Source organism: Shouchella rhizosphaerae (genome assembly GCF_036700015.1).
In the GTDB taxonomy this organism is placed as follows: domain Bacteria; phylum Bacillota; class Bacilli; order Bacillales; family Bacillaceae_D; genus Shouchella; species Shouchella rhizosphaerae.
In genome coordinates this window covers 273,475-293,882 of the sequence record NZ_CP144921.1, presented here as the reverse complement: position 1 = coordinate 293,882, position 20,408 = coordinate 273,475, and the positions used below count along the sequence as shown (strand labels likewise).

Genomic DNA, 20,408 nt, shown 5'->3' with positions numbered 1-20,408 from the left:
CAAGGTGACTCAATACGATTACATAGGTATGTTTTTAGAAGAGGCAGATGAGCATTTGCAAGCAATGAATGCAAAGTTGCTTCAACTTGAGCAGGATCCTTTTGATAAAGACGCGATTGCTGAAATCTTTCGTTCAGCCCATACGCTTAAAGGAATGTCGGCGACGATGGGCTTCAATGCCATGGCCGAGTTGACCCATTCATTAGAAAATCTTCTTGATGCCATGAGGGACGGAAACATTGAAGCTGGCGCAGGCGAAATCGATTTGCTGTTTGATGCAGTTGAATATCTTGAAGCAAGCGTCAGCCATGTACGGAATACCGGGGGAGAGTTAGAAGAAGCTAACGGGTTGCGGGATACGTTTGCACAGCTTCTCGGCCAAGAACGAAAGAGTGCCAATGAGGTTGCCGCTAGTCTCGACACAGACACACACGCCGTTATGGATCAAGCTGTACAAGACGGTGTCCCTGTCCAAGTGATCCATGTCGAAATCGATGACAATGCAGCGCTCAAAGGAGTGCGCGCTTTTATGGTTGCAAGTGAAGCCGCACAGTTTGGCGAATTGATTCATACGGAACCTAGCAGAGAGGAGCTTGAGGAAGGGAAGTTTGCCAGCGGCTTTACGCTCACGGCAGCTACGACGCTTCCAGATTCAGACATTAAAAAACGCCTAGAAGGCATCTCTGAAGTGAAACAAGTAACAGTTACCGCTTATAAGCCGCAGAAGAAGGCGGATAAGGCCAAGTCGCAAACGGCAAAAGCCCCTTCTGAAAAAGGGGCCGGTGCAAAAGGGGAGCAAGCGCAGCAGAAAACGATTCGTGTCAATGTCGAAAAGCTGGATTCGTTAATGTACTTGTTTGAAGAACTAGTTGTGGAAAAGGGCCGTCTAGAGCTAGTGGCCAATTCATTGCAAACAGATGAGCTGACAAATGTATTTGAAAAAGTAAGCCGCATTACGAGCCATTTGCAGGAAGTAATGTTGTCTGTGCGACTGATGCCATTAGAGCCAGTCTTCAGCCGTTTTCCACGGATGGTACGTAAAGTCTCAAAAGAAATCGGCAAGCAAATCCGTTTTGTAATTGAAGGGGAAACGACCGAATTAGACCGGGCCATTATTGACGAAATCGGTGATCCGCTCCTCCATTTGCTGCGCAATTCGATTGATCATGGCATTGAAGAGCCGGCAGTCCGCCAAAAAAGCGGAAAGAATCCTGAGGGGTTAATCGTGTTGCGCGCTTTTTATAGCGGCAGCCATGTTGTCATTGAAATTGAGGATGATGGCGCAGGAATTAAACAAGAAAAAGTCTTGAAAAAAGCGATTGAAAATGAATTGATTACGGCTGCAGAGGCGGAAAAAATGGCAAGTGATGAAATCAACAACCTGCTGTTTGCCCCTGGTTTTAGCACAGCCAATGAAGTGACGGATTTGTCTGGGCGTGGAGTCGGCCTTGACGTTGTCAAAAGCACGTTTTCTGCTATGGGCGGTGAAATCGCTGTTTCTTCCAAAGAGGGAGAGGGCACGCGCTTTTCCATTTCGCTCCCATTAACTGTTTCCATTATCGATGCGATGATGGTTGAACTTGGCTCAGACATTTATGCCTTTCCAATCGCGAATATTGCCGAAACCGCCTATGTGCAAAAAAGCGAGTTGAAGCAAGCAGATGGGCAAAGCTTGTTTGAATGGCGAGGGCAACTTGTTCCCCTTGTCTCATTAAATGAGCAGTTTGGCTTGCCAGAAAAGGAAGACGAGCAAGAGCTTGCCGTTCTTATGCTTTACCGCAACCAAACATTAATGGCTGTAAAAGTTGATCGCTTTATTGGCAAACAAGAAGTTGTGCTAAAGCCACTAGGTTCATTGCTGAAAGGGACAAAAGGAATCTCAGGCGGAACGATTCTTGGGGATGGCACGATTGCATTGATTGTCGACATTGCGCTGTTTTTTAACAATTAATCGCTTCAACTATGAATGAAAATAGCCTTGCTTTAGAGAAAGGGGGGAAACGATCGTGGAACATACGAAACAATTTACCGTATTTGCCGTAGGAGAGGAATGGTATGGCATTGATATTTTGCACCTTTCTTCAATAGAGCTCCTTGACGGCATTCGTATTGTCCCAAATGCGGACCCTGCCATAATGGGGGTCGTTAATATTCGCGGCTCCCTGCTGCCGGTAGTTGATCTACGTTATTTGCTATATCGAAAAAAAATGGAAGTGACCGAAGCGTGCCGCTTGCTTGTGTGTGCGGAAACACTTGGATCATTTGTCCTGGCCGTCAATGAAGCGAGCGACATTTGGGAAATCGATCTTGCTTCGATTGAAGAGCTGTCTGATGCCCCTTATAAAAAGGGGATAAGCCACGTGGAGGGGACGCTTGTAACCATTCTCGATGGGGCCCAGTTGGCAAAAGAGATTGAACATCAAGTCCAGAAACAATAAACTACTTGCTAGTTAGGCATATATGGATACGAAGAGGGCAATTAAACCGATGTTTAACTGCCCTCCTTGCAATGTTTAAAAATGGGCCAGCGTTTTACAGCGCTCAGCGTCTTTCTGCTGATGTGTGCTAATCAGTCGCTTGGCAACGTGGATGTCATGCCACATCATATACGTAAGGACTGTCCATAAACGGCGGCTATAATCGCCGTGGCCGTCCCGGTGTGCTTGCAGCATTTGCAGCAAAAAAGGCTTATGAAACACGTCTTCTGTATTGCTTGACTCGATAAGCTGCTTAGCCCAATCGTACAGTTCGTTTTTGAGCCATACGCGAATCGGCACTGGAAAACCTAATTTTTTACGGGGCACAATATTTGCCGGAATAAGGTCCTTCATGGCTTGCCGGAGCACAAATTTAGTTGTCTTATGGGAAAGTTTCATATCCTGGCCAAGCATTCTCGCAAATGCAAATACATTTTTATCGAGAAAAGGGACTCTTAATTCAATCGAATGTGCCATTGTCATTCGGTCAGCCTTCACAAGGATGTCGCCAGGAAGCCACGTATGCATATCGACAAATTGCATAATTGTCGATTCATCCATGCCTTTTGCCTGTTCGTACAGTGGCGCTGTTACATTGGTGTAAGGTTTGGTTCGATCATAGTCGCGGAACAACTGTGTTTTTTCTTTTTCAGAAAAAATAAAGGCATTGCCAATGTACCGCTCGTTGAGGGGAGTCGTTCCCCGTATAATGTAGTTTCGTCCCTTCAGCTTAGACGGCATATGGGCAACAACCCGCTTTAAGCCAGCGTGAAACGTAGGCGGCAACTTTTTGAACCAGGCAAGGTCAAGAGGTTCCCGGTAAATGTTGTACCCTCCGAACAATTCGTCAGCGCCTTCTCCTGACAAAACCACCTTTACATGTTTGCTTGCTTCTTGGGCGACGAAATAAAGGGGAACTGCTGCTGGGTCTGCAACAGGCTCGTCCATATGCCACACGATGTTAGGCAGTTCTTGAATAAATTCATCAGCAGATATGACTTTATGAATATTTTTGACGCCTAATGCTTTTGCTGTTTCTTTTGCGACGGCAATTTCGCTATAGCCCTCTGTCTCGAAACCAACCGTAAAAGTCAATAGGTTAGGGTGCACTTGTTGTGCTAAGGCAGCAATCGAAGTCGAATCAATGCCGCTTGATAAAAATGCCCCAACTGGGACATCAGAGCGCATATGTTTTTCGACAGAGTCTGTTAACAATTTTCGTGTTTGGTTGGCAAGCTCTGTGACCGTCGGCCCCGATCTAGGCTGAAAAGTCCGTTCAGCATATGCTTCAATTTGCACACAAAAGTCTGCATTGACCGTTAATGTATGTCCTGGCAGTAGCTTATGAATGCCTTTAGTCAGCGTGTTAGGTTCGGGAACAAACTGAAAGGTGGCGTAATGTTGGAGCGCTTCTTGCTCAATCGAGATTTGCTCAAGCAATGGCATGATTGATTTTTGTTCAGAGGCAAAGAAAAAACGTTCGTCTGTTTTCAGATAGTAAAACGGCTTAATGCCAAAACGGTCACGCGCACAAAACAATTCCTTTTTGTGCTTGTCCCAAATCGCAAACGCATACATTCCCCGTAATTGTTTAACCGCATTTTTGCCATCTGCTGCATAAAGAGCGAGGAGTACTTCGGTATCAGAATCGGTTCGAAATGTGTAACCGCGTTGAATTAATTGAGAACGCAGCTCGATGTAATTATATATTTCGCCATTAAAAACAATATGGTAACGCCCTTTGCTATATGCAAGGGGCTGGTCGCCGTGCTCTAAATCAATAATGCTTAAACGTTTAAATCCAAAACGGACTGTTTCATCTTTATAAGTACCGGTGCTGTCAGGGCCACGGTGATGAATTGCTTCTAGCGTTTGAATCCACAAATGATCAGGCAAATGGCTGCCATTTCGAATAAGCAGATCGCCGACAAAACCACACATAATGTTTCCTCCAGTTTTTTGGTGAACTAATCTTACTCCAATTAAATATAAAAGTCAATTTTTTGCTAAAAGGGTAACAGTCGACTAATAACGTAGGACAATGTTTCATTTTCATGGTTTAGGGTATAAACACATAAACCCAATTTTGAAGCAGGAGGGGGATTCTTATGGAAAAGCCATTTAGGCTAGACGGCGACGTGTACAGGCAATTAAGCATTATTAACCGTTTGGAATTGCGGGCCGATTTAACTGTCCAATCCCTTTATGCGAAAGCGGTGTTGGAATATTCCTTGTACCACTTTAGAGAACAACATTTAAAAGAACAAATTGATCAGGCGTTGGAGCAACGTGACGAACAGGCATTTTATTCACTAACAGAAGCATTAAACGACCACAGGGACCGCTATAAAGGCGGGCGTACACTGCATGAAAATGGCTTCAGGCTCCATCTGACGTTCCAGTAGCGAAAGACGGAGCAGGTGCGGGAACGGCTCTAGTACAGGCAAGCGAGACTGCGGTGAACTGCTTATTCCCTTGTGAAAAGCCCATTTTCTAATGAGACCGTTGTACATTAGCTAAAAAAGAATGAAAAGGCTTCAGGTCAGTCTGAGCGAGGTTGCCAACTATTTCGGCAACCTCAAGCAGGTAGGCCGTTTTTTTATGCCTTTTATAAAAAAAATTGTCGAACAAATGCAGAGAATTGTCGAACAAAATAGATTGTTAGATTCTATCCCTTTTAGTATCATAAATTTGTCATAATAATATGTTAAATTATGACATAATAAGGAAAATGAAAGAAGGGATGAGGATGAAACAATCAATACAAAAGTCTGTTTCCTTGCTTCTCGTGTTTTTGCTTGTGTTTAGCAGCATGCCGTTGCAAGCCATTGCTGAACAAAGCAAGCAGCCTTCTGAGGCAGGGGAAGCGGAAATTGGAGACCCTCATGAAGAGGCGGGAGAAGAGGAAACTGATGAAGAAGACGAAGAGACACCTCTTCTTTATGAGAACATCGAGCCTGATTTTCTAGCAGGCGAACATTCAGTTTATGAAGATTCTGAATGGGAGGAAGAGGATGACCCTGCACCCCTAGAGGAAGTAACAGAAGAGCGGACGGAAAATACAAAACTTTTCATAAACGACGATGGCACGTATACGCAAGAAGTGTATTTCGAGCCGATCCATACGCTTGATGAACAGTCAGGGGAATGGCAAGACATTTCAAGCGATTTGGAACAGGGGTCGTCGGGAGAAATTGCCACTGAAAATACAGACCTCACCTCCAACTTCAAGTCAACAATGGAAGACGGAGAATATGCGTCTTATACCCGGCATGGTCATACACTTACATTTTCGCTGCTAACCGCAGAAGATGAAAACGGTGAACAAATTGTGGCCAGAGATCAACAGGCTGTTTTTGGCGAAAATGAGATTACCTACTCCAATGTTTTTCCTGATATTGATTTACGCCATTTTACCTTTAACCAAAGTACAAAAGAAGATCTTGTCTTACAAACGTACAATGGAGTTCATATTTTCAACTATAAGATTGAGACTGAATTAGATGCTCAAGAAAACGAAGATGGTTCGATCACGTTTAGTGACGAAAACGGAGAAGCAGCTTTTGAGCTGCCTAAACCATTTATGGCTGACTCCAATTATGACGATGCCAAAGGAGAAACAGCAGAATCAGACGCCGTGTCCTACAAACTGGAAGCGATTGATGGCGGTTACGAGCTGACGATTGACGCAGACAAAGACTGGCTCGCAGACGAGGAACGCGTGTACCCGGTTTATATTGACCCAACAACTTCTGTCAATGTGAGCGCTGATGCGTTTGTAATGAGCGCTTATCCGACGACCAATTATAGCTCCGCCAGCAGCAAGTGGGATTCATCGCAGAATGCCCATGTATTGAAAGTCGGCAAATACGATAGCACAACAGGGACGACCTATGGTTTTTTAAAACAAAGCATCGATCCAGTCAAACATATGACGGTGACGAAAGCAACATTGAATGTCCATGTTATTCACCACTACTATGGCGATAACCCCAATGGGCTATGGCTTGATACAGTGAACAGCGATTGGCAGCCAGGATCACTTAACTGGAACAATAAACCGGGATCGACCAATATTGGCAAAGTCGATGTCGGCCGTAATAAACCGGCTAGCTTTGATGTGACAAGCACAGTCAAAGCATGGCTAGATGGCTCGAAAAAGAACTTTGGCTTTAAATTGCATACAAACGGAAATGGCAAAGAGTATTGGAAAAAAGTGATTTCGACCACAAATACATCAAAGAAACCATACTTGAGCATCACTTATACGATTCCAGCGCCAGCTGCCCCTACGTCGAAAACATATACAAACGGCGATGGCACCGGCCATGTTAACTTAAGTTGGAAAAAAATGCCTGGGGCAACGGGCTATAAAGTGTGGGTATATAACGGTAAGGACTATCAAGGATTTGACGTTGGCAATGTGACAAGCTGGTCGACGGAAGGGAAAAAGCTTTGGCCGACGGCAAGCGATATTGCTGCTGGGAAATTTAAGCTATACACAAATGGCAAAGGAGCGGAGTTGGCCGTTGACCCCTCTCCCGTTTACAAAAACTCAGGCGGCAATTTTCCAAACAGCAAAAATTACTGGTTCCGTGTCAGCGCCGTATACGGACAAGGCGAGAGCGCGATGTCGGCTGAGCATAAGCCAACCATTCCAAATTTGAAAAAACCGGACAGGCCAACGGCTAAAAGCTACAGTAACGGTAACGGCACTGGCTACATTGATTTAAATTGGCCAGCGGTCAGCGGTGCCAGCGGCTACAAGCTATATATGTATAACGGCAAAAATTATGAAAGTATTGACGTCGGCAATGTGACTTCCTACACTACGAAAGGAAAGAAAGTGTGGCCGACGGCAGCGGAAATCAAAGCTGGCAAATTCAACTTGCATCTATCAGACAACGCAGGAGCAGAATTGCCGATCGACCCATCGCCTGTTTATAAAAATTCTGGCGGGAACTATCCAAACGCCAAAGATTTTAATTTTAAAATCCAAGCATACAACAAGCATGGCGAAACAGTACGGTCTGCCAGCGCGCTTCCTTATATTCCCGACCTGGCTAAACCAAAAGCGCCAAACGGCGTTGCTTACACGAACATGAAGTCAGAAAACACTGGTTACATCATGCTCGATTGGGAAGAAATTGAGAACGCATCTGGCTATAAAGTGTGGATTTCCAATGGAAAGACGTACACCAGTTTTGATGTTGGCGATACAACGCACTGGACGACGCAAGGAAAAGGGATTTGGCCAACGGCGGCGGATATTGCCGCGGGAAAATCGGCGCTTTATACGAACGGCAAAGGGAATGAATTGGCTGTTGACCCATCGCCTGTTTACAAAAATGCCGGCGGCAATGCCAGCGCGAAAACGTATTTTATTCGACTGACGGCTTATAACAAGGACGGCGAAACGATCCAATCGCCAGACTTTAAACCGTCGATTAGCCAACCAACTGAACTTTTCGGCGAGGAAGACTACTGGTCGATTTTGACAGTCCCTTATGGCAAAGTCAATGCAGCGACGGGCAATTTAATTGTCTCAGAAGACGATTTGTCGATTGACGGGCGCGGCCCTGGACTTGGCTTCACCCGCACTTACAATAGCTTGGCGCCAACGAGCGGCATGTTTGGCTATGGCTGGCATGCAGACAGCGAAATGACGTTAAAGCAATCGGGCAACCAAGCGCTGTTTGTCGATGACGACGGTACGCTCCATGTCTTTACGAAACAAGGAGACGGCACGTACAAGCCGCCTACAGGCGTGTATTTAGAGTTAGAAGAGACAAGCGACGCCCTGATTTTAACGACAAAAGAGCAAACGAAAGCGCATTTTTCCAAGACGACAGGCAAGCTCGTAAAGCTGGTCGACGGTCATAACAATGAAACAACGTATACGTACGAGGAAAACCGCTTAAAAGCGATAGAGGATGCGTCAGGCCGGCAAGTGAGCTTTGACTACAATGCCGATGGAACGGTAAAAACGGCCCATGCGCCTGGTTCCCGTAAGCTTGTTTACCGCTATGACAAAGGCCGCCTTGTCAGCTATAGTGACTTCGACGGCGCCGTCACTACGTATGAATACGATGAAAGCGGAAAGCTTACAGCCGTCTATGAGCCAACGCACACAGACGAAAAACCAGTCGTCAACCGCTTTCTTTACAACGGCGACATGCTAAAAGAAGCAATCAACCCACGCAATGAAGCATATACACTTTCGTATGACTTGCAAAAGCGGCAATTGTTGTTCACGCAGCCGAACAATCGCAAATTATCGTATACGTATAATGCAGCGGGCAATCCGATCCGCTATGTCGAAGATGTCGATGGCCTTAAACTGACAACCGAATTCAAGTACGAAGGCAATAACTTGACGGAAACGACGGACCCGAATGACGTCGGCAGCGGCAAGCCAACCGAGTCGTTCCAGTACGACAAAGACGGCAATATTGTGAAAGCAGTGGACGATTACGGGACAGAGACGTATACCTATAACGATAACCATGATGTCATTTCCATGGTGGACACAGAAGGCGACGAAGTCACGATCGCTTATGATGGGCTTGACCCGGTATCGGAAACCGACCAAAGCGGCAAAACGGCATCGGCATCGAAATATGCCAAAAATGGAAACTTGACCGAAGAAAGCTATGAATTGGCCACTGCCGCAAATGTGCTGGCCAATGGGCAATTTGAAAATGGCACAACAAGTTGGACGCGGATCGACAAAGGTGCGAATGGTGCATTCGGAACGGATAAACAATCACCAGGTAAACTAGCCGGGCCTCATTCGTTGAAAATGACGCTTCAGTCCCAATCAACAGGCACTGTTTATCAAGCGGCGACACAAGTGGTCGAGGCCCTTCCAAATGTGTCGTACACATTTAGCTCGCTCATTAAAACCGATACAAGCGGTGCCCGGGCATTTCTCAATGTCGAAATCCTCGATTCCACTGGCAAGCGAATCAAGTGGGTAGACAACCGCTACAGCCATTTATCGGGAAAACAAGAGTGGGTGGAGCGTCAGCTGACCTTTACAACGCCAGCCAATACGGCGAAAATTCGTGTCTACTTGGAGCTGGAAAGCACGAAGCCTGATGGAACAGGGACTGCTTGGTTTGACCAGGCCCAGCTTGAGCGGGCTGAAGTCTCGTCAAGCTTTAACCCGATCGCCAATTCCAGCTTTTTAAACGGAGCGACAGGGTGGAGCGGCTCTGGCGGCACGATTGACAACGATGGCTTTGACGATGGAAAATCCTTGAAGATCACGAAAACGGCAAGCCAAGGGGCAAGCGAATACAAACAAACGGTGACGCTCAACCAAGCAGCCAGCGAAGCGCCAATCGATGTTACCCTTACCGGTTTATCAAAAGCCGATAACGTTAAGTCAAGCAACTATGGCCTAAAAGCGAAAGTGTATTACACGGACGGATCGACAGCCGACTTTGGCCCAGCCACATTCCCAGAAGGCACGCAGGATTGGAACCGGGCGAATCTGAAGATCACGAAAAGCAAACCGATTACGAAAATCGATGTGTCATTCTTTTTCCAAGGCAGTGGCACCGCTTGGTTTGATGACATCCGTCTGCTGGAAGGGTCGGTCGTCAAAAAGCAAACGTACGACGATAAAGGCAACTACGTTACCAAAGTCGAAGACGAGCTAGGCTATGTAACGACAAGCGTTTATGACGATTACGGCAATGAGATCGAATCAACCGATGCCCTTGGGAAAAAGAAGTACTACACGTATGATCTTGCCAACCAGCTGAAGCAGCTAAAACTAGACAACGGCACGACGATTTCGTATACGTACGATAAAAACGGCAACATGCTGTCAAAATCGATTGCTCCCCCTTCTGGCCAAGCGCAAACATTCACGTATGAATACGACGCTGCCGGAAAATTGATGAAAACGGTTGGCCCGTTAGGCGATGTCGTTTCCAACCAATACGATGCCAACAGCAATCTCACCAAAACGACGACAGCAAACGGCCATACAACAGAAATGACGTATGACGGCACCGACCGGATGGCGACGAAAAGCTATAATGGCGAGCTCGCATACCGCTTTACGTATGACAAAAACGGCAACGAGCTGACGGTGAAAGACGTAAAAGCAGGGCAAACAAAAACACGGACATTCGACAAAAAAGACCGGATGGTTACGCTCACTGACCGTGGCGGCAAGCAAGAATGGACCTACTCGGATACGTCCGACAAGCTCAACCAATTTACGTTGACGCACGGCTCATTCACACAAACAAACACATACGAATACAACAAAAAAGACGAAAATATCCGTATGAAAGACGGCGACGCCACGTACCATTTTGATTACGATGAAAAAGGAAACATCAAAACGTACACGTCCGGCAACGGCACAGGCGCCTCCTTTACGTACGACCCCCGTGGTCTTGTCACAACGCTGTCCGTCGGCACGACAAACGGCCCAGCGCTGCTTGAAGAATTCATGGCATATGACGCCAATGGCAACCGGACAGAAATCAAAGACCGCACAGGCAAAGCAATCACATACACGTACGGGCCGCTCGACCAACTCACAAGCGAAACGCTCCGTGACGGCACGAAAACCGAATTTGCCTACGACGGTTTTGGCAACCGTATTTCCGTCAAAACGACAAAAAATGGGCAAACAACGGAGACAAAGGCAACGTACAACGTATATAATCAACTTACAAGTTACGGCAGCGAAACGCTGACATACGACGAAAGCGGCAACCGCCTCACAGACGGCGCTTACACGTATACATGGGACGCGGCAGACCAAATCACAGCGATTACGAAAACAGGTGAAAACAAACCGTTTGTCACCTACCGCTACGACGAAGACGGCCGCCGCATCGAAAAAACGGTCGGCACCACTGTCACCAACTACCATTACGACGGCGACAGCTTAAACGTCCTCTACGAAACAAACGGCACCGGAGCAGTCACAAAATCGTATACGTATTCCGAGTCCGGCCAGCTCGTGGCGATGAAAAAGGGCAATGCCAAATACTATTACCATTACAACGCCCACGGCGATGTGATTGCCCTCACCGACAAAGACGGCAAGCGCCTCGCCACATACGAATACGACGCCTGGGGCAACCCGCTGAACGTCGAAGAAGCAGACGAAGTCAAAGACAACCCGTACCGCTACGCCGGCTACCAATACGACCACGAAACCGGCATGTACTACTTGATGGCGCGTTACTACGAACCAAAACACGGCGTGTTCTTATCGCTAGACCCAGATCCAGGCGATGACGACGACATCCTCACGCAAAACGGCTACAGCTATGCGAACAACAACCCGGTGATGTTGGTTGATCCGGATGGGCATTGGGTGTGGGCCGCTGTAGGCGGAGTGATTGGAGGAATTTCATCCTATAAAGCCGCGAAAGCGAAAGGGGCTAAAGGGTGGAAGTTGTTTGGTGCAACGGCTGGAGGAGCAGCGTTGGGCGCTATTGGTGGGGGAAAGATAAAAGCTATTGGTAAGTTTATTGGAAAAAGCAAGCTTGGGCAGAAAGTACCCTACAGAATTACGAGTCAATATAAGAGAAGTGGTAGTCTCATAAGTGTTGTAAAAAGATCAGGAAAGAATAAAGGGAGAAAATTTGGATTAGACTATCATAAATTTCGAGAAAACAAAAGAGAGTCAACTCGAAAAATTCTTCATGTACACTTTGGAAAAGGGAAAAAAATACAAAAGCACCGTGTAATTTACCCAAGACGAAGTAAAATAAAATGGAAGTGAAAAAGAGTAGGTTAGAGAGAATTCTTTCTCTGACCTACTCAGTTTTGAAAGGGGATTTTAATGGGTGATAATGAACCAGAAGTATTTGAATTAGAGTCACTAGACAGTGCACCAAAAGAAAAGGTTGAAATAATACATATGCAGCACATGTATTATTTCAGCTTTCATAATTGTGGAGAATTAATGGAGCTACTAGAACGACATTGTGAGGTTGAGATCCTCGTATGTATTGATTTATCTGTTATTATGAAGGATGAGTTTATAAGGATTGTTGCAGACAATCATGACTACCATTTTTTTAAGCAGCAAAAACGTCAATTGCAGTATGTTCAAGTTCGATTAGAGAAAGAAATGATTAAAGAAAGTGAATCTTTTTTTGAATTTATAGATGTTCTTGCAGGAATGAATGATTTCATTTTTATTGTAATTAATCCGAAAGGTGAATTACCTCATTATTTATTGAATGATAAAGTGAGAGTAGATACAAGTAAGGACGAAAAAATATATGTATTCGATTACGATGGTGCTGGTGCTTTTATTTTCTCTTAATTCTTTTTACGAATTTTGGTACATCTAAGAGTAAGTAGAACATAGCATTCGCATTAAAAAGTTTAAGATAGAAGTAGAGACTTTAATGAAGAAGAGATTAAAGCCCGCACGAAAGTGTGGGCATTTTCTAATGTACTACTTTATCCAGACCCAGGCGATGACGACGACATCCTCACGCAAAACGGCTACAGCTATGCGAACAACAACCCGGTGATGTTGGTGGATCCGGATGGGCATTGGGTGTGGCTAGCGGTTAATGCTGGTTTTGCTATATACGATGGCTATAAAGCGTACAAAGCCGGAAAGGGCTGGAAAGGGGTTGCCTGGGCAGCCGCATCGAACTTCGGGCCAGGGAAAGTGTTTAAGGGCGCGAAGAAGGTACTGGGGTTTGCGAAAAGATCTAGCAAAATCAAAGGACATACAAAGCATGGAATTCACCAATCTATAGGAAGAAATGGTGGAAGAGGAGTAAACGCCAGAGCTAAACTCGACGCTGTTAGAAATGCTAAAAAAGTAATTAAGCAAAGCAATGGAGCGACAAAATATGTTGGTAAAAAAGCAACTGTAGTTTTGGATAAAAGAGGTAGAGTAATAACTGCCTTTGGAAGTTCTAGAGCAAAGGGGTCTAAACAAGTATTTCATAAGCACGGAAAAGGAAGCCGGGCGAAACGAAGATAAATTTGTTATGAAAGGGGAGATTGTATGGCTAGGATTAAAGATAAATTAATAAAGTTAGAACTTGTTCCAAGGAAATATTTTGATTTTGAAGAGGACCCATTTATCCTATCGTACTTTGAACTTTGTTTAAATAATAAAGTTATATTCAGAGATTTTTCGGCTTTACTACTTAAGAGTGAATATGAACTTTTTTTAAATCAACTTGAGTTAATTTTATTAGGAACACAAAGCAGCACTTCCTTTGAAACGATTGAACCTTTATTAAATGTTAATATACAGCGGATTCAAGATCAGCTGATAGAGAATATTCAAATCGTAGTTGATGTATGCAGAGAAAATGAAAACGAGAACGATGGTCACGTTATAAACGTTAATGAAACTACATTAAGAAAATTCATGGATGAACTGAAACAGGAGTTGAAAATGACAAAAAAACCTTCAAAGTTGCCTTAAATAAAGAGTGATGCACCATATTCCTATAGCTTGACCCCGCCCACGGCGATGTAATCGCTCTTTGAGAAAAATATAATCTGTGTTGCGAAGGATAAGGTACATGATGAAAAAGCACTTTAAAGGTCTAACAGAGGAATCTTTAGACAACTTGTCTAATGATAAGGACCATATCATACAGTTTAGTAACAATAGAACCCCTCTTAGATTTACTAACGAGTAGTGCTATTAATGAAATTTGGGTAGCTATTGAATCAGATGATTATATGCCGGATTGGTTATTGGAAACAATCCAATCTTATCAACACAAGCTATTCAAAGAAAACGGAATAGAAGAAGAGTTTTTTCAAGTGAATTTGGAGAATAAACAGATCAAAAATAACGTTAAGTTTTTCGATTTTGTAAAGGCTATTGTGGAAATAAATGATTTTGGTTTCATTGTCTTTAACCCGAAAAAAGAATTACCTAATTATTTTCGTAATGGTAAAGTGATGGTCGACACAAAAAAATGGTGAGAGCTATATCATTTTTGATTATGATGCTTACGGGGTGTTTATCCTATGTTAATGAAAGAAATTTTTTGTCGCCAACGCATTACGTAACAAGGTTTAAAAACAGAGAACTAAGCTTGTTTATTATTAATGTTGAAAGGATTTTGGGGCGGCTCCTTTTTACCGTCTGCTCTCATACTTAGGCGTTGGCAAAGTAGTTCAATCAGTTAGTTGCTTTCTTTTTGGGTATATGTAATGGTAGAAGAAAGTTGAGGCGATTTTAACGAAAAGGAGCAATTGTTTGTGGCGAAAAAACCGATTCAATGTGAAAACGAGTATGGCCTCCTAAAGGAAGTTGTTGTCTGCGAACCGACGTTTATGGCAATTGAGGAGGCGATTAATAGAACGCAACGGAAATACATGGATGAAAATATTAATAGGGACATAGCGAGCCAACAACATCAAGCGCTCGTTACAGCTATGGAGAAAGAAGGCATTCGTGTTTATTCCGTGCCAGCACACGACCATTTGCCGGAGCAAGTGTTTATGCGGGACAGTGGTTTTGTCATCGGAACGTCCTTGTATGTAGCCAGTTTGGACAGAGAGATTCGCAAAGGCGAGGAAAGGGTGCTTGGCGAGTATTTGACCAAAATCGGCAAACCGTTTGCAAAAGCAAGTGCAGGCACAGTGGAAGGCGGAGACGTGGTCCTCGCCAATGATGAAGTGTACATAGGGGCAAGTGGACGCACAAATAAAGAAGGCATTGAGGAGCTGCGCCGTCTACATCCTGAAAAAAGAATCGAAATGGTTTCACTAGATCCAGACTACTTGCATTTGGATTGTGTGTTTCAGCCCGTTTCTGAGACGCAGGCGCTCATTTACCGTGAGGCCCTTTCTAAAAAAGCGGTCGACATGCTTGCACAGCGTTTTTCGTTAATTGACGTGCCAAAAGAGGAACAGTTCCATTTAGGCGTGAATGTCCTCTCAATTGGAAACAAGCGGGTGATTGCACTGCCCATGAATGAAAACACCAATGCCCAGTTGCAAGCGCACGGGTTTACGATTATTGAAGTCGACTTCTCCGAAATTATTAAGTCTGGCGGTTCGTTCCGCTGCGTGACGATGCCGTTAGTTCGCTCGAATTAACGTATAAATCTGCGTCTTCTGGTTATATTACGACAGAATGATAGGAGGCGCGTTTTAGCAGATGGAGCGAAATAAACGGTTAGCCGCTGAACGAGCAAGGCTTGCATCTGGCGGTGGGACAAAAAAACAGCAAGCTCAGAAACAAGCTGGAAAACAAACCGCAAGAGAACGGATTGGCATGTTACTAGACCGTGAGAGCTTTACTGAGCATCTTGCTTTTGCCAGCGGATCTGGGGGTGAGGCAGGCGATGGCGTCATTGTCGGTTATGGGACAATCTCCGGTCGCCTTGTATGTGTCTATGCACAGGATTTCACGGTCAGCGGCGGGTCGCTTGGGGCGATGCATGCCAAAAAAATATGTGCGATTATGGACTTGGCCTACGACATGCAAGCACCGCTCATTGCCCTGATCGATTCAGGAGGGGCCAGAATCCAAGAAGGGGCAAAAGCGCTTGCTGGCTACGGAGACATTTTTAAGCGAAATGTTCGCTATTCAGGCGCCATCCCCCAGCTTTCAGTTATGCTAGGGCCATGTGCAGGCGGGGCCGTCTACTCTCCGGCGTTGACTGATGCAATCTTTATGGTCGACCAAATGAGCCAAATGGTGATTACTGGCCCAAAGGTGCTTAAAGCAGCGACAGGGGCAGAAGTGAAAATGGAAGACTTAGGCGGTGCCCGCATGCATTCTGAAAAAAGTGGCGTTGCCCACTTTTGCGCAAAAACAGAAGCGGAGTTATTCGTGCTTGTTCGCCAGTTTTTAAGTTATCTCCCTAATAACGGAGCGAAAAAGCCATGCCATAAGCGTGTGAGTGAGAAAGTCAGCGCCCATTTGCCCCGCGATAGTAAAACCGTGTATGATATGGTGCCGATTATTTGCGGACTTGCTGATGAAAATTCTTTTTTTGAATGGTCGAAACGGTATGCCCGCAACTTGATTACCGCCTTTATTCGCCTAGATGGCCAGCCTGTAGGTGTTGTCGCCAATAATCCGAAGCATCTTGCGGGCTGCATTGACATGGACGCTAGTGATAAGTGTGCCCGTTTTGTCCGGTTTTGCGATTGTTTCCACATTCCTTTGCTCGTTCTTGAAGATGTCAGTGGCTTTATTCCAGGTGTGGAGCAGGAGAGCCGCGGATTGATTCGCCATGGCGCTAAAATCATTTATGCCTTTGCCGAAGCAACCGTGCCAAAAATCACTGTGATTGTGCGAAAAGCATATGGTGGCGCCTATGTGGCTTTAAATAGCAAAGCTTTAGGGGCCGATTTTGTTTATGCCTGGCCTGGAGCTGAAATTGCAGTAATGGGCCCAGCAGGGGCGGCGGCGGTCCTTCATCAAAAAGACATCCAGGCGAGCAATGACCCGGCCAAAGCGCTTTTACAATTTGAAGAAAACTATAGGGAAAAGGTCGCTGATCCCTTTTCGGCGGCAAAAGAAGCGCTGATTGACGATGTGATTGAGCCTGACGAGACGAGGCAACGATTAATTGAGTCATTTTCGATTTTAGCGTGCAAAGATGAACGTGCTAATTGGCAAAAAAAGCATGGCAACATGCCGTTATAATTGATGCTTTTTCACTCGCTCAGTATGTGATACGATACGATAGAAGCGTTATTTATTGTATGAAAGCGAGTCGTTGCCAATGGTTGTCCTTTCTGAAGGCTGGGTCCAGTTTTTATTGGCTATCAGTTGCGTTCTGCTGCTCGTTATTAGCTTGTTGGCCGTTTTTTCTTGGTTGAAGCGAAAGAAAGGCATAACAAAGGCGAAAGAACAAGCAGGCGCTTTTTTAGTATTTGTCACAGTGCTGTTAATTTATTTTGCATTGTCGCTTGCCCTCCCCCGCGCGTATGTTTCTGATGTACTCATTGGGCCAAAGACAGCAAAACAGGTCGAAGACAATGGAGTTCGGTACTTGAGTTTATCAACGATTTACAAAGTTCACGGAATTGAAACAGGAGCAGTGATCCGAGAAGCACAGGGGAAGACCGTACATATTTTGATAAACGAATATGAGCCAATTTATGCATTTGCCAAAGCGAACGAGGAAGTTGTCCGAAATGACCAGTCAATTGACGTAGCGGCTTATATCGATCAAGTCGCCGTCCCTGAGCTTGAAAAGCTAGACAACGAGGAGATTACGTTAACACAGTTGCGGGAACGTCTCCCTCATCTCCAATTTGATTTCCAATAAATGCGTTCTGCTTGCTTTGCGAGCAAACTGGCCAGTAAACTAGTAGAGGAGGTGGCGCAATATGGCCCGTAGTGAAGACGGTATCGTTCAATTGTCAACAGAAGAAATGAAGTCCTTTTTGATCAATAAAGCGGACGAGCCCATTATTATTGACGTCCGCGAAGTAGAGGAATACGAGAATGGCCACCTGCCAGGTGTACCACTCATTCCCATGAATGAAATCCCTAGTATGGTTGCTGGAATGGACCAATCAAAAAGTTATGTATTTGTGTGCCGTAGTGGCAGAAGAAGCCAAAACACTGCTTTGTATTTAAGAGAACAGGGATTTTCGAACGTCCGAAATTATGAAGGCGGAATGTTAGCTTGGGATGGAGAGCTTGAATATGGCCAGGAATGGGTCGTAAAGGACGTAGAAGAACTTTACAAATAAGGTGCGAAAAAGGCCTCTCCTGCACGACAAGAGGCCTTTTTAGGTTTATCTCTCCTCTTTTAGGGAAGACATAAGAGTAAGAAGATCATTCTATATAAAAGGGGATGGAAGACATGAAAGCCAAACAAACGACACTTGCGCTTGGAATTGCGGCCGCTGCTGGAATGGCTGTTGTTTGCTTAAAAGACGGAAACCGCAGGCAGCAAATGAAAAACAAAATGCAAGCGATGTTAGCCAAATGGAAGGGACAAAAAACGATGGCGAATGAAAATGTGTTTAAGCTCGGCAACCCTAAGCCATCGTCAGCAGACAGCAAAATGGTCGATGAAGGTTCCTTGTATAGCATTAAGCGCTACAACGAAAAATACCAAGAAGGCGTTTAAGTGCAGTCGGCACCGACTTAGAACGGAGCTCATTATCCTGTGCTGACAAAACGTGTTCGTTGAGCCATGGACGTTGTTGCCATCGCCTAGACGGATAAAAAGCGCTTGTCGGGCGAGGAAGATGCAAGTCGAATGGGTGTTCATGAGCAGTGGTTTTCCTGCTTAAACGACACTTTGTTTACAGTCTGAAGCTGCCTAAAAGGGCAGCTTCTTTTACCAAGGGAGGAAGGGAACCAATGTTTTTAATTGAAGAACGGGAGATCGGCTCTGTACCGCTATTACATATTACAAGCAATAACGGCCCTGCGAAAAAGCCAGCGCTTCTTTTCTATCATGGAATCACAAGTGCAAAAGAGCATAACTTACATATTGCCTATACGTTTGCAAAGAAAGGGTTTCGCGTTCTTTTGCCTGATGCCCTTCACCATGGTGAGCGGGAAAAAAGCGTCGTTGGGGAGAAACGCTATTTATCCTTTTGGGATATTGTTTTGCAATCGATTCACGAAGTCCCTACTATCGCCGAGCCTTTTTTGCAAGAAGGATTGATCGATGAGAACCGGATAGCGATTGGTGGCACGTCCATGGGGGCGATTACTGCTTACGGCGCATTGGCAGCTTATCCATGGCTTTGTTCAGGTTGTTGTTTCATGGGCGCCCCCCAATATATGACATTTTCGAAAGCGATGTTTGAAAAGCTGGAACAACACGGAGTGGAAGTGAAAGAAGCGCAGAAAGAAGCTGTGCTAGCAAAGATCCGCCCGTTTGACTTGACGGCTGACATCGAACGATTAAATGGGCGTCCTTTGTTTATCTGGCATGGAAAGCAAGATGACACAGTGCCTTTTATGTATGCGGAACAATTTGCCAATCGGTTGTTCAATGCTTATCAAGGCAAAACAGACCGCTTTCAGTTTATTGCAGAGGAAGGCGCCGGCCATAAAATTTCTAGAAAGGCAATGCTTGCGGCCGCAGAGTTTCTCCCGCAAGCAATAGGGAGTTCTCATGTTTCTCGTACAACATAATCTTTTTAGGGAAGCTGGAAAAATTTTCATTGTTCTTGTCGGTTCATTGCTGCTTGCTTGTTCGTTAAACTTATTTTTAATTCCCGCTGACGTGTTTGCCAGCGGTTTTACGGGCGTAGCCCAGCTTCTTTCTTATATTCTTCCTTTATCAACAGGGACGTTGCTCTTGCTTTTAAACATTCCAGTTGCCATTTTAGGTTGGCTTAAAGTTGGAAAAAGCTTTACAGTGTACAGTTTTGCTAGTGTTGCCATGACGACGCTTTTTCTTGAGCTGATTCCTGTCCATGCTTTATCGTCGGATATTATGCTTAATGCGGTCTTTGGGGGCGTGATCGGCGCAACAGGCGCAGGCTTGCTTCTTAAATGGGGCGCTTCATCTGGCGGGCTAGACATCATTGCCCTTGTGCTGGCCCGGTATACGGATCGACCAGTCGGCAGCTTTTTCTTCCTCCTCAATTCCATTATTGTCGTTGCTTCCGGGCTATTGCTTGATCCTGAAAAAGCGTTATTTACATTAATATCCATATACGTCACTTCTCGCTTTATTGATGCGATTCATACACGTTACGTGAAGCTGACAGCCATGGTTGTCACCAAAAAGCCTGATTTATTAAATAAGGCGATTCATGAACGGCTGACGAGGGGAATTACCCGAATTCCTGCAAAAGGCGGGTACACGTTTGAGGAAAAGGAAATGCTTGTCATTGTCATCACTCGCTATGAATTGTATGATTTAAAGAACATCATCGAAGAAGTCGATCCGGAAGCCTTTACGAATATTGTCGAGACAGCCAGTATCTTTGGCTTGTTCCGCAAAGATTAGGGAGGAT

At 45.1% G+C, this 20,408-nt stretch carries 15 protein-coding genes and 1 pseudogene; 15 read left to right on the top strand and 1 reads right to left on the bottom strand.

Annotated features, from left to right (window positions below):
- Positions 1-4: 4 nt before the first annotated feature.
- Complete coding sequence (locus V5G21_RS01715; protein ID WP_142237541.1) at positions 5-1,951, top strand: chemotaxis protein CheA; 1,947 nt, start codon at positions 5-7, stop codon at positions 1,949-1,951.
- A 55-nt stretch (positions 1,952-2,006) separates the two neighbouring features.
- A complete protein-coding gene (locus V5G21_RS01710) occupies positions 2,007-2,438 on the top strand; it encodes a chemotaxis protein CheW (RefSeq protein WP_035201787.1) in 432 nt (143 codons plus the stop codon).
- A gap of 75 nt (positions 2,439-2,513) precedes the next feature.
- Here V5G21_RS01710 and asnB read toward each other — a convergent pair whose 3' ends face one another.
- Positions 2,514-4,418 (bottom strand): asparagine synthase (glutamine-hydrolyzing), encoded by a 1,905-nt coding sequence (asnB, locus tag V5G21_RS01705; protein ID WP_035201785.1) that lies wholly within the window; start codon positions 4,416-4,418, stop codon positions 2,514-2,516.
- Between the two features lie 167 nt (positions 4,419-4,585).
- On the opposite strand from asnB, the gene V5G21_RS01700 reads away from it, so the two are divergent.
- From V5G21_RS01700 to V5G21_RS01640, 13 genes and pseudogenes are all read left to right on the top strand, one after another.
- Complete coding sequence (locus V5G21_RS01700) at positions 4,586-4,882, top strand: IDEAL domain-containing protein (RefSeq protein ID WP_035201783.1); 297 nt, start codon at positions 4,586-4,588, stop codon at positions 4,880-4,882.
- Between the two features lie 344 nt (positions 4,883-5,226).
- Positions 5,227-12,240, top strand: a complete 7,014-nt coding sequence (locus tag V5G21_RS01695; RefSeq protein ID WP_051881105.1) for a DNRLRE domain-containing protein — start codon at positions 5,227-5,229, stop codon at positions 12,238-12,240.
- 60 nt (positions 12,241-12,300) lie between these two features.
- Positions 12,301-12,789: a hypothetical protein gene (locus tag V5G21_RS01690; RefSeq protein WP_011247420.1), complete on the top strand. Its 489-nt coding sequence runs from the start codon at positions 12,301-12,303 to the stop codon at positions 12,787-12,789.
- Positions 12,790-12,927: 138 nt separating this feature from the next.
- A pseudogene (locus V5G21_RS01685) lies at positions 12,928-13,467 on the top strand (hypothetical protein); the annotation flags it as partial.
- 24 nt (positions 13,468-13,491) lie between these two features.
- On the top strand, positions 13,492-13,920 hold the full coding sequence (locus V5G21_RS01680) for a WapI family immunity protein (RefSeq protein ID WP_011247418.1): 429 nt from the start codon (positions 13,492-13,494) through the stop codon (positions 13,918-13,920).
- A gap of 263 nt (positions 13,921-14,183) precedes the next feature.
- Positions 14,184-14,432: a hypothetical protein gene (locus tag V5G21_RS01675; RefSeq protein ID WP_142237540.1), complete on the top strand. Its 249-nt coding sequence runs from the start codon at positions 14,184-14,186 to the stop codon at positions 14,430-14,432.
- Between the two features lie 279 nt (positions 14,433-14,711).
- Positions 14,712-15,554, top strand: a complete 843-nt coding sequence (locus tag V5G21_RS01670) for a dimethylarginine dimethylaminohydrolase family protein (RefSeq protein ID WP_011247416.1) — start codon at positions 14,712-14,714, stop codon at positions 15,552-15,554.
- A 61-nt stretch (positions 15,555-15,615) separates the two neighbouring features.
- Complete coding sequence (locus tag V5G21_RS01665) at positions 15,616-17,115, top strand: acyl-CoA carboxylase subunit beta (protein ID WP_011247415.1); 1,500 nt, start codon at positions 15,616-15,618, stop codon at positions 17,113-17,115.
- A gap of 55 nt (positions 17,116-17,170) precedes the next feature.
- Positions 17,171-17,743 (top strand): hypothetical protein, encoded by a 573-nt coding sequence (locus V5G21_RS01660; RefSeq protein WP_011247414.1) that lies wholly within the window; start codon positions 17,171-17,173, stop codon positions 17,741-17,743.
- A gap of 61 nt (positions 17,744-17,804) precedes the next feature.
- On the top strand, positions 17,805-18,173 hold the full coding sequence (locus V5G21_RS01655; protein ID WP_011247413.1) for a rhodanese-like domain-containing protein: 369 nt from the start codon (positions 17,805-17,807) through the stop codon (positions 18,171-18,173).
- A gap of 113 nt (positions 18,174-18,286) precedes the next feature.
- Positions 18,287-18,556, top strand: coding sequence for a hypothetical protein (locus tag V5G21_RS01650; protein ID WP_011247412.1), 270 nt, complete (start codon positions 18,287-18,289; stop codon positions 18,554-18,556).
- 236 nt (positions 18,557-18,792) lie between these two features.
- Positions 18,793-19,578 (top strand): esterase, encoded by a 786-nt coding sequence (yjfP, locus tag V5G21_RS01645; protein WP_035201776.1) that lies wholly within the window; start codon positions 18,793-18,795, stop codon positions 19,576-19,578.
- Complete coding sequence (locus tag V5G21_RS01640) at positions 19,559-20,401, top strand: YitT family protein (protein WP_011247410.1); 843 nt, start codon at positions 19,559-19,561, stop codon at positions 20,399-20,401. Before yjfP ends, V5G21_RS01640 begins: the two co-directional genes overlap by 20 nt.
- Positions 20,402-20,408: the final 7 nt, after the last annotated feature.

What these genes read in the sequence shown, in the direction of transcription:
- asnB (WP_035201785.1), bottom strand. Translation starts at nt 4,418, where the DNA reads ATGTGTGGTTTTGTCGGCGATCTGCTTATTCGAAATGGCAGCCATTTG.
- V5G21_RS01700 (WP_035201783.1), top strand. Translation starts at nt 4,586, where the DNA reads ATGGAAAAGCCATTTAGGCTAGACGGCGACGTGTACAGGCAATTAAGC.
- V5G21_RS01695 (WP_051881105.1), top strand. Translation starts at nt 5,227, where the DNA reads ATGAAACAATCAATACAAAAGTCTGTTTCCTTGCTTCTCGTGTTTTTG.
- V5G21_RS01690 (WP_011247420.1), top strand. Translation starts at nt 12,301, where the DNA reads ATGGGTGATAATGAACCAGAAGTATTTGAATTAGAGTCACTAGACAGT.
- V5G21_RS01680 (WP_011247418.1), top strand. Translation starts at nt 13,492, where the DNA reads ATGGCTAGGATTAAAGATAAATTAATAAAGTTAGAACTTGTTCCAAGG.
- V5G21_RS01675 (WP_142237540.1), top strand. Translation starts at nt 14,184, where the DNA reads ATGCCGGATTGGTTATTGGAAACAATCCAATCTTATCAACACAAGCTA.
- V5G21_RS01665 (WP_011247415.1), top strand. Translation starts at nt 15,616, where the DNA reads ATGGAGCGAAATAAACGGTTAGCCGCTGAACGAGCAAGGCTTGCATCT.
- V5G21_RS01655 (WP_011247413.1), top strand. Translation starts at nt 17,805, where the DNA reads ATGGCCCGTAGTGAAGACGGTATCGTTCAATTGTCAACAGAAGAAATG.
- V5G21_RS01650 (WP_011247412.1), top strand. Translation starts at nt 18,287, where the DNA reads ATGAAAGCCAAACAAACGACACTTGCGCTTGGAATTGCGGCCGCTGCT.
- yjfP (WP_035201776.1), top strand. Translation starts at nt 18,793, where the DNA reads ATGTTTTTAATTGAAGAACGGGAGATCGGCTCTGTACCGCTATTACAT.
- V5G21_RS01640 (WP_011247410.1), top strand. Translation starts at nt 19,559, where the DNA reads ATGTTTCTCGTACAACATAATCTTTTTAGGGAAGCTGGAAAAATTTTC.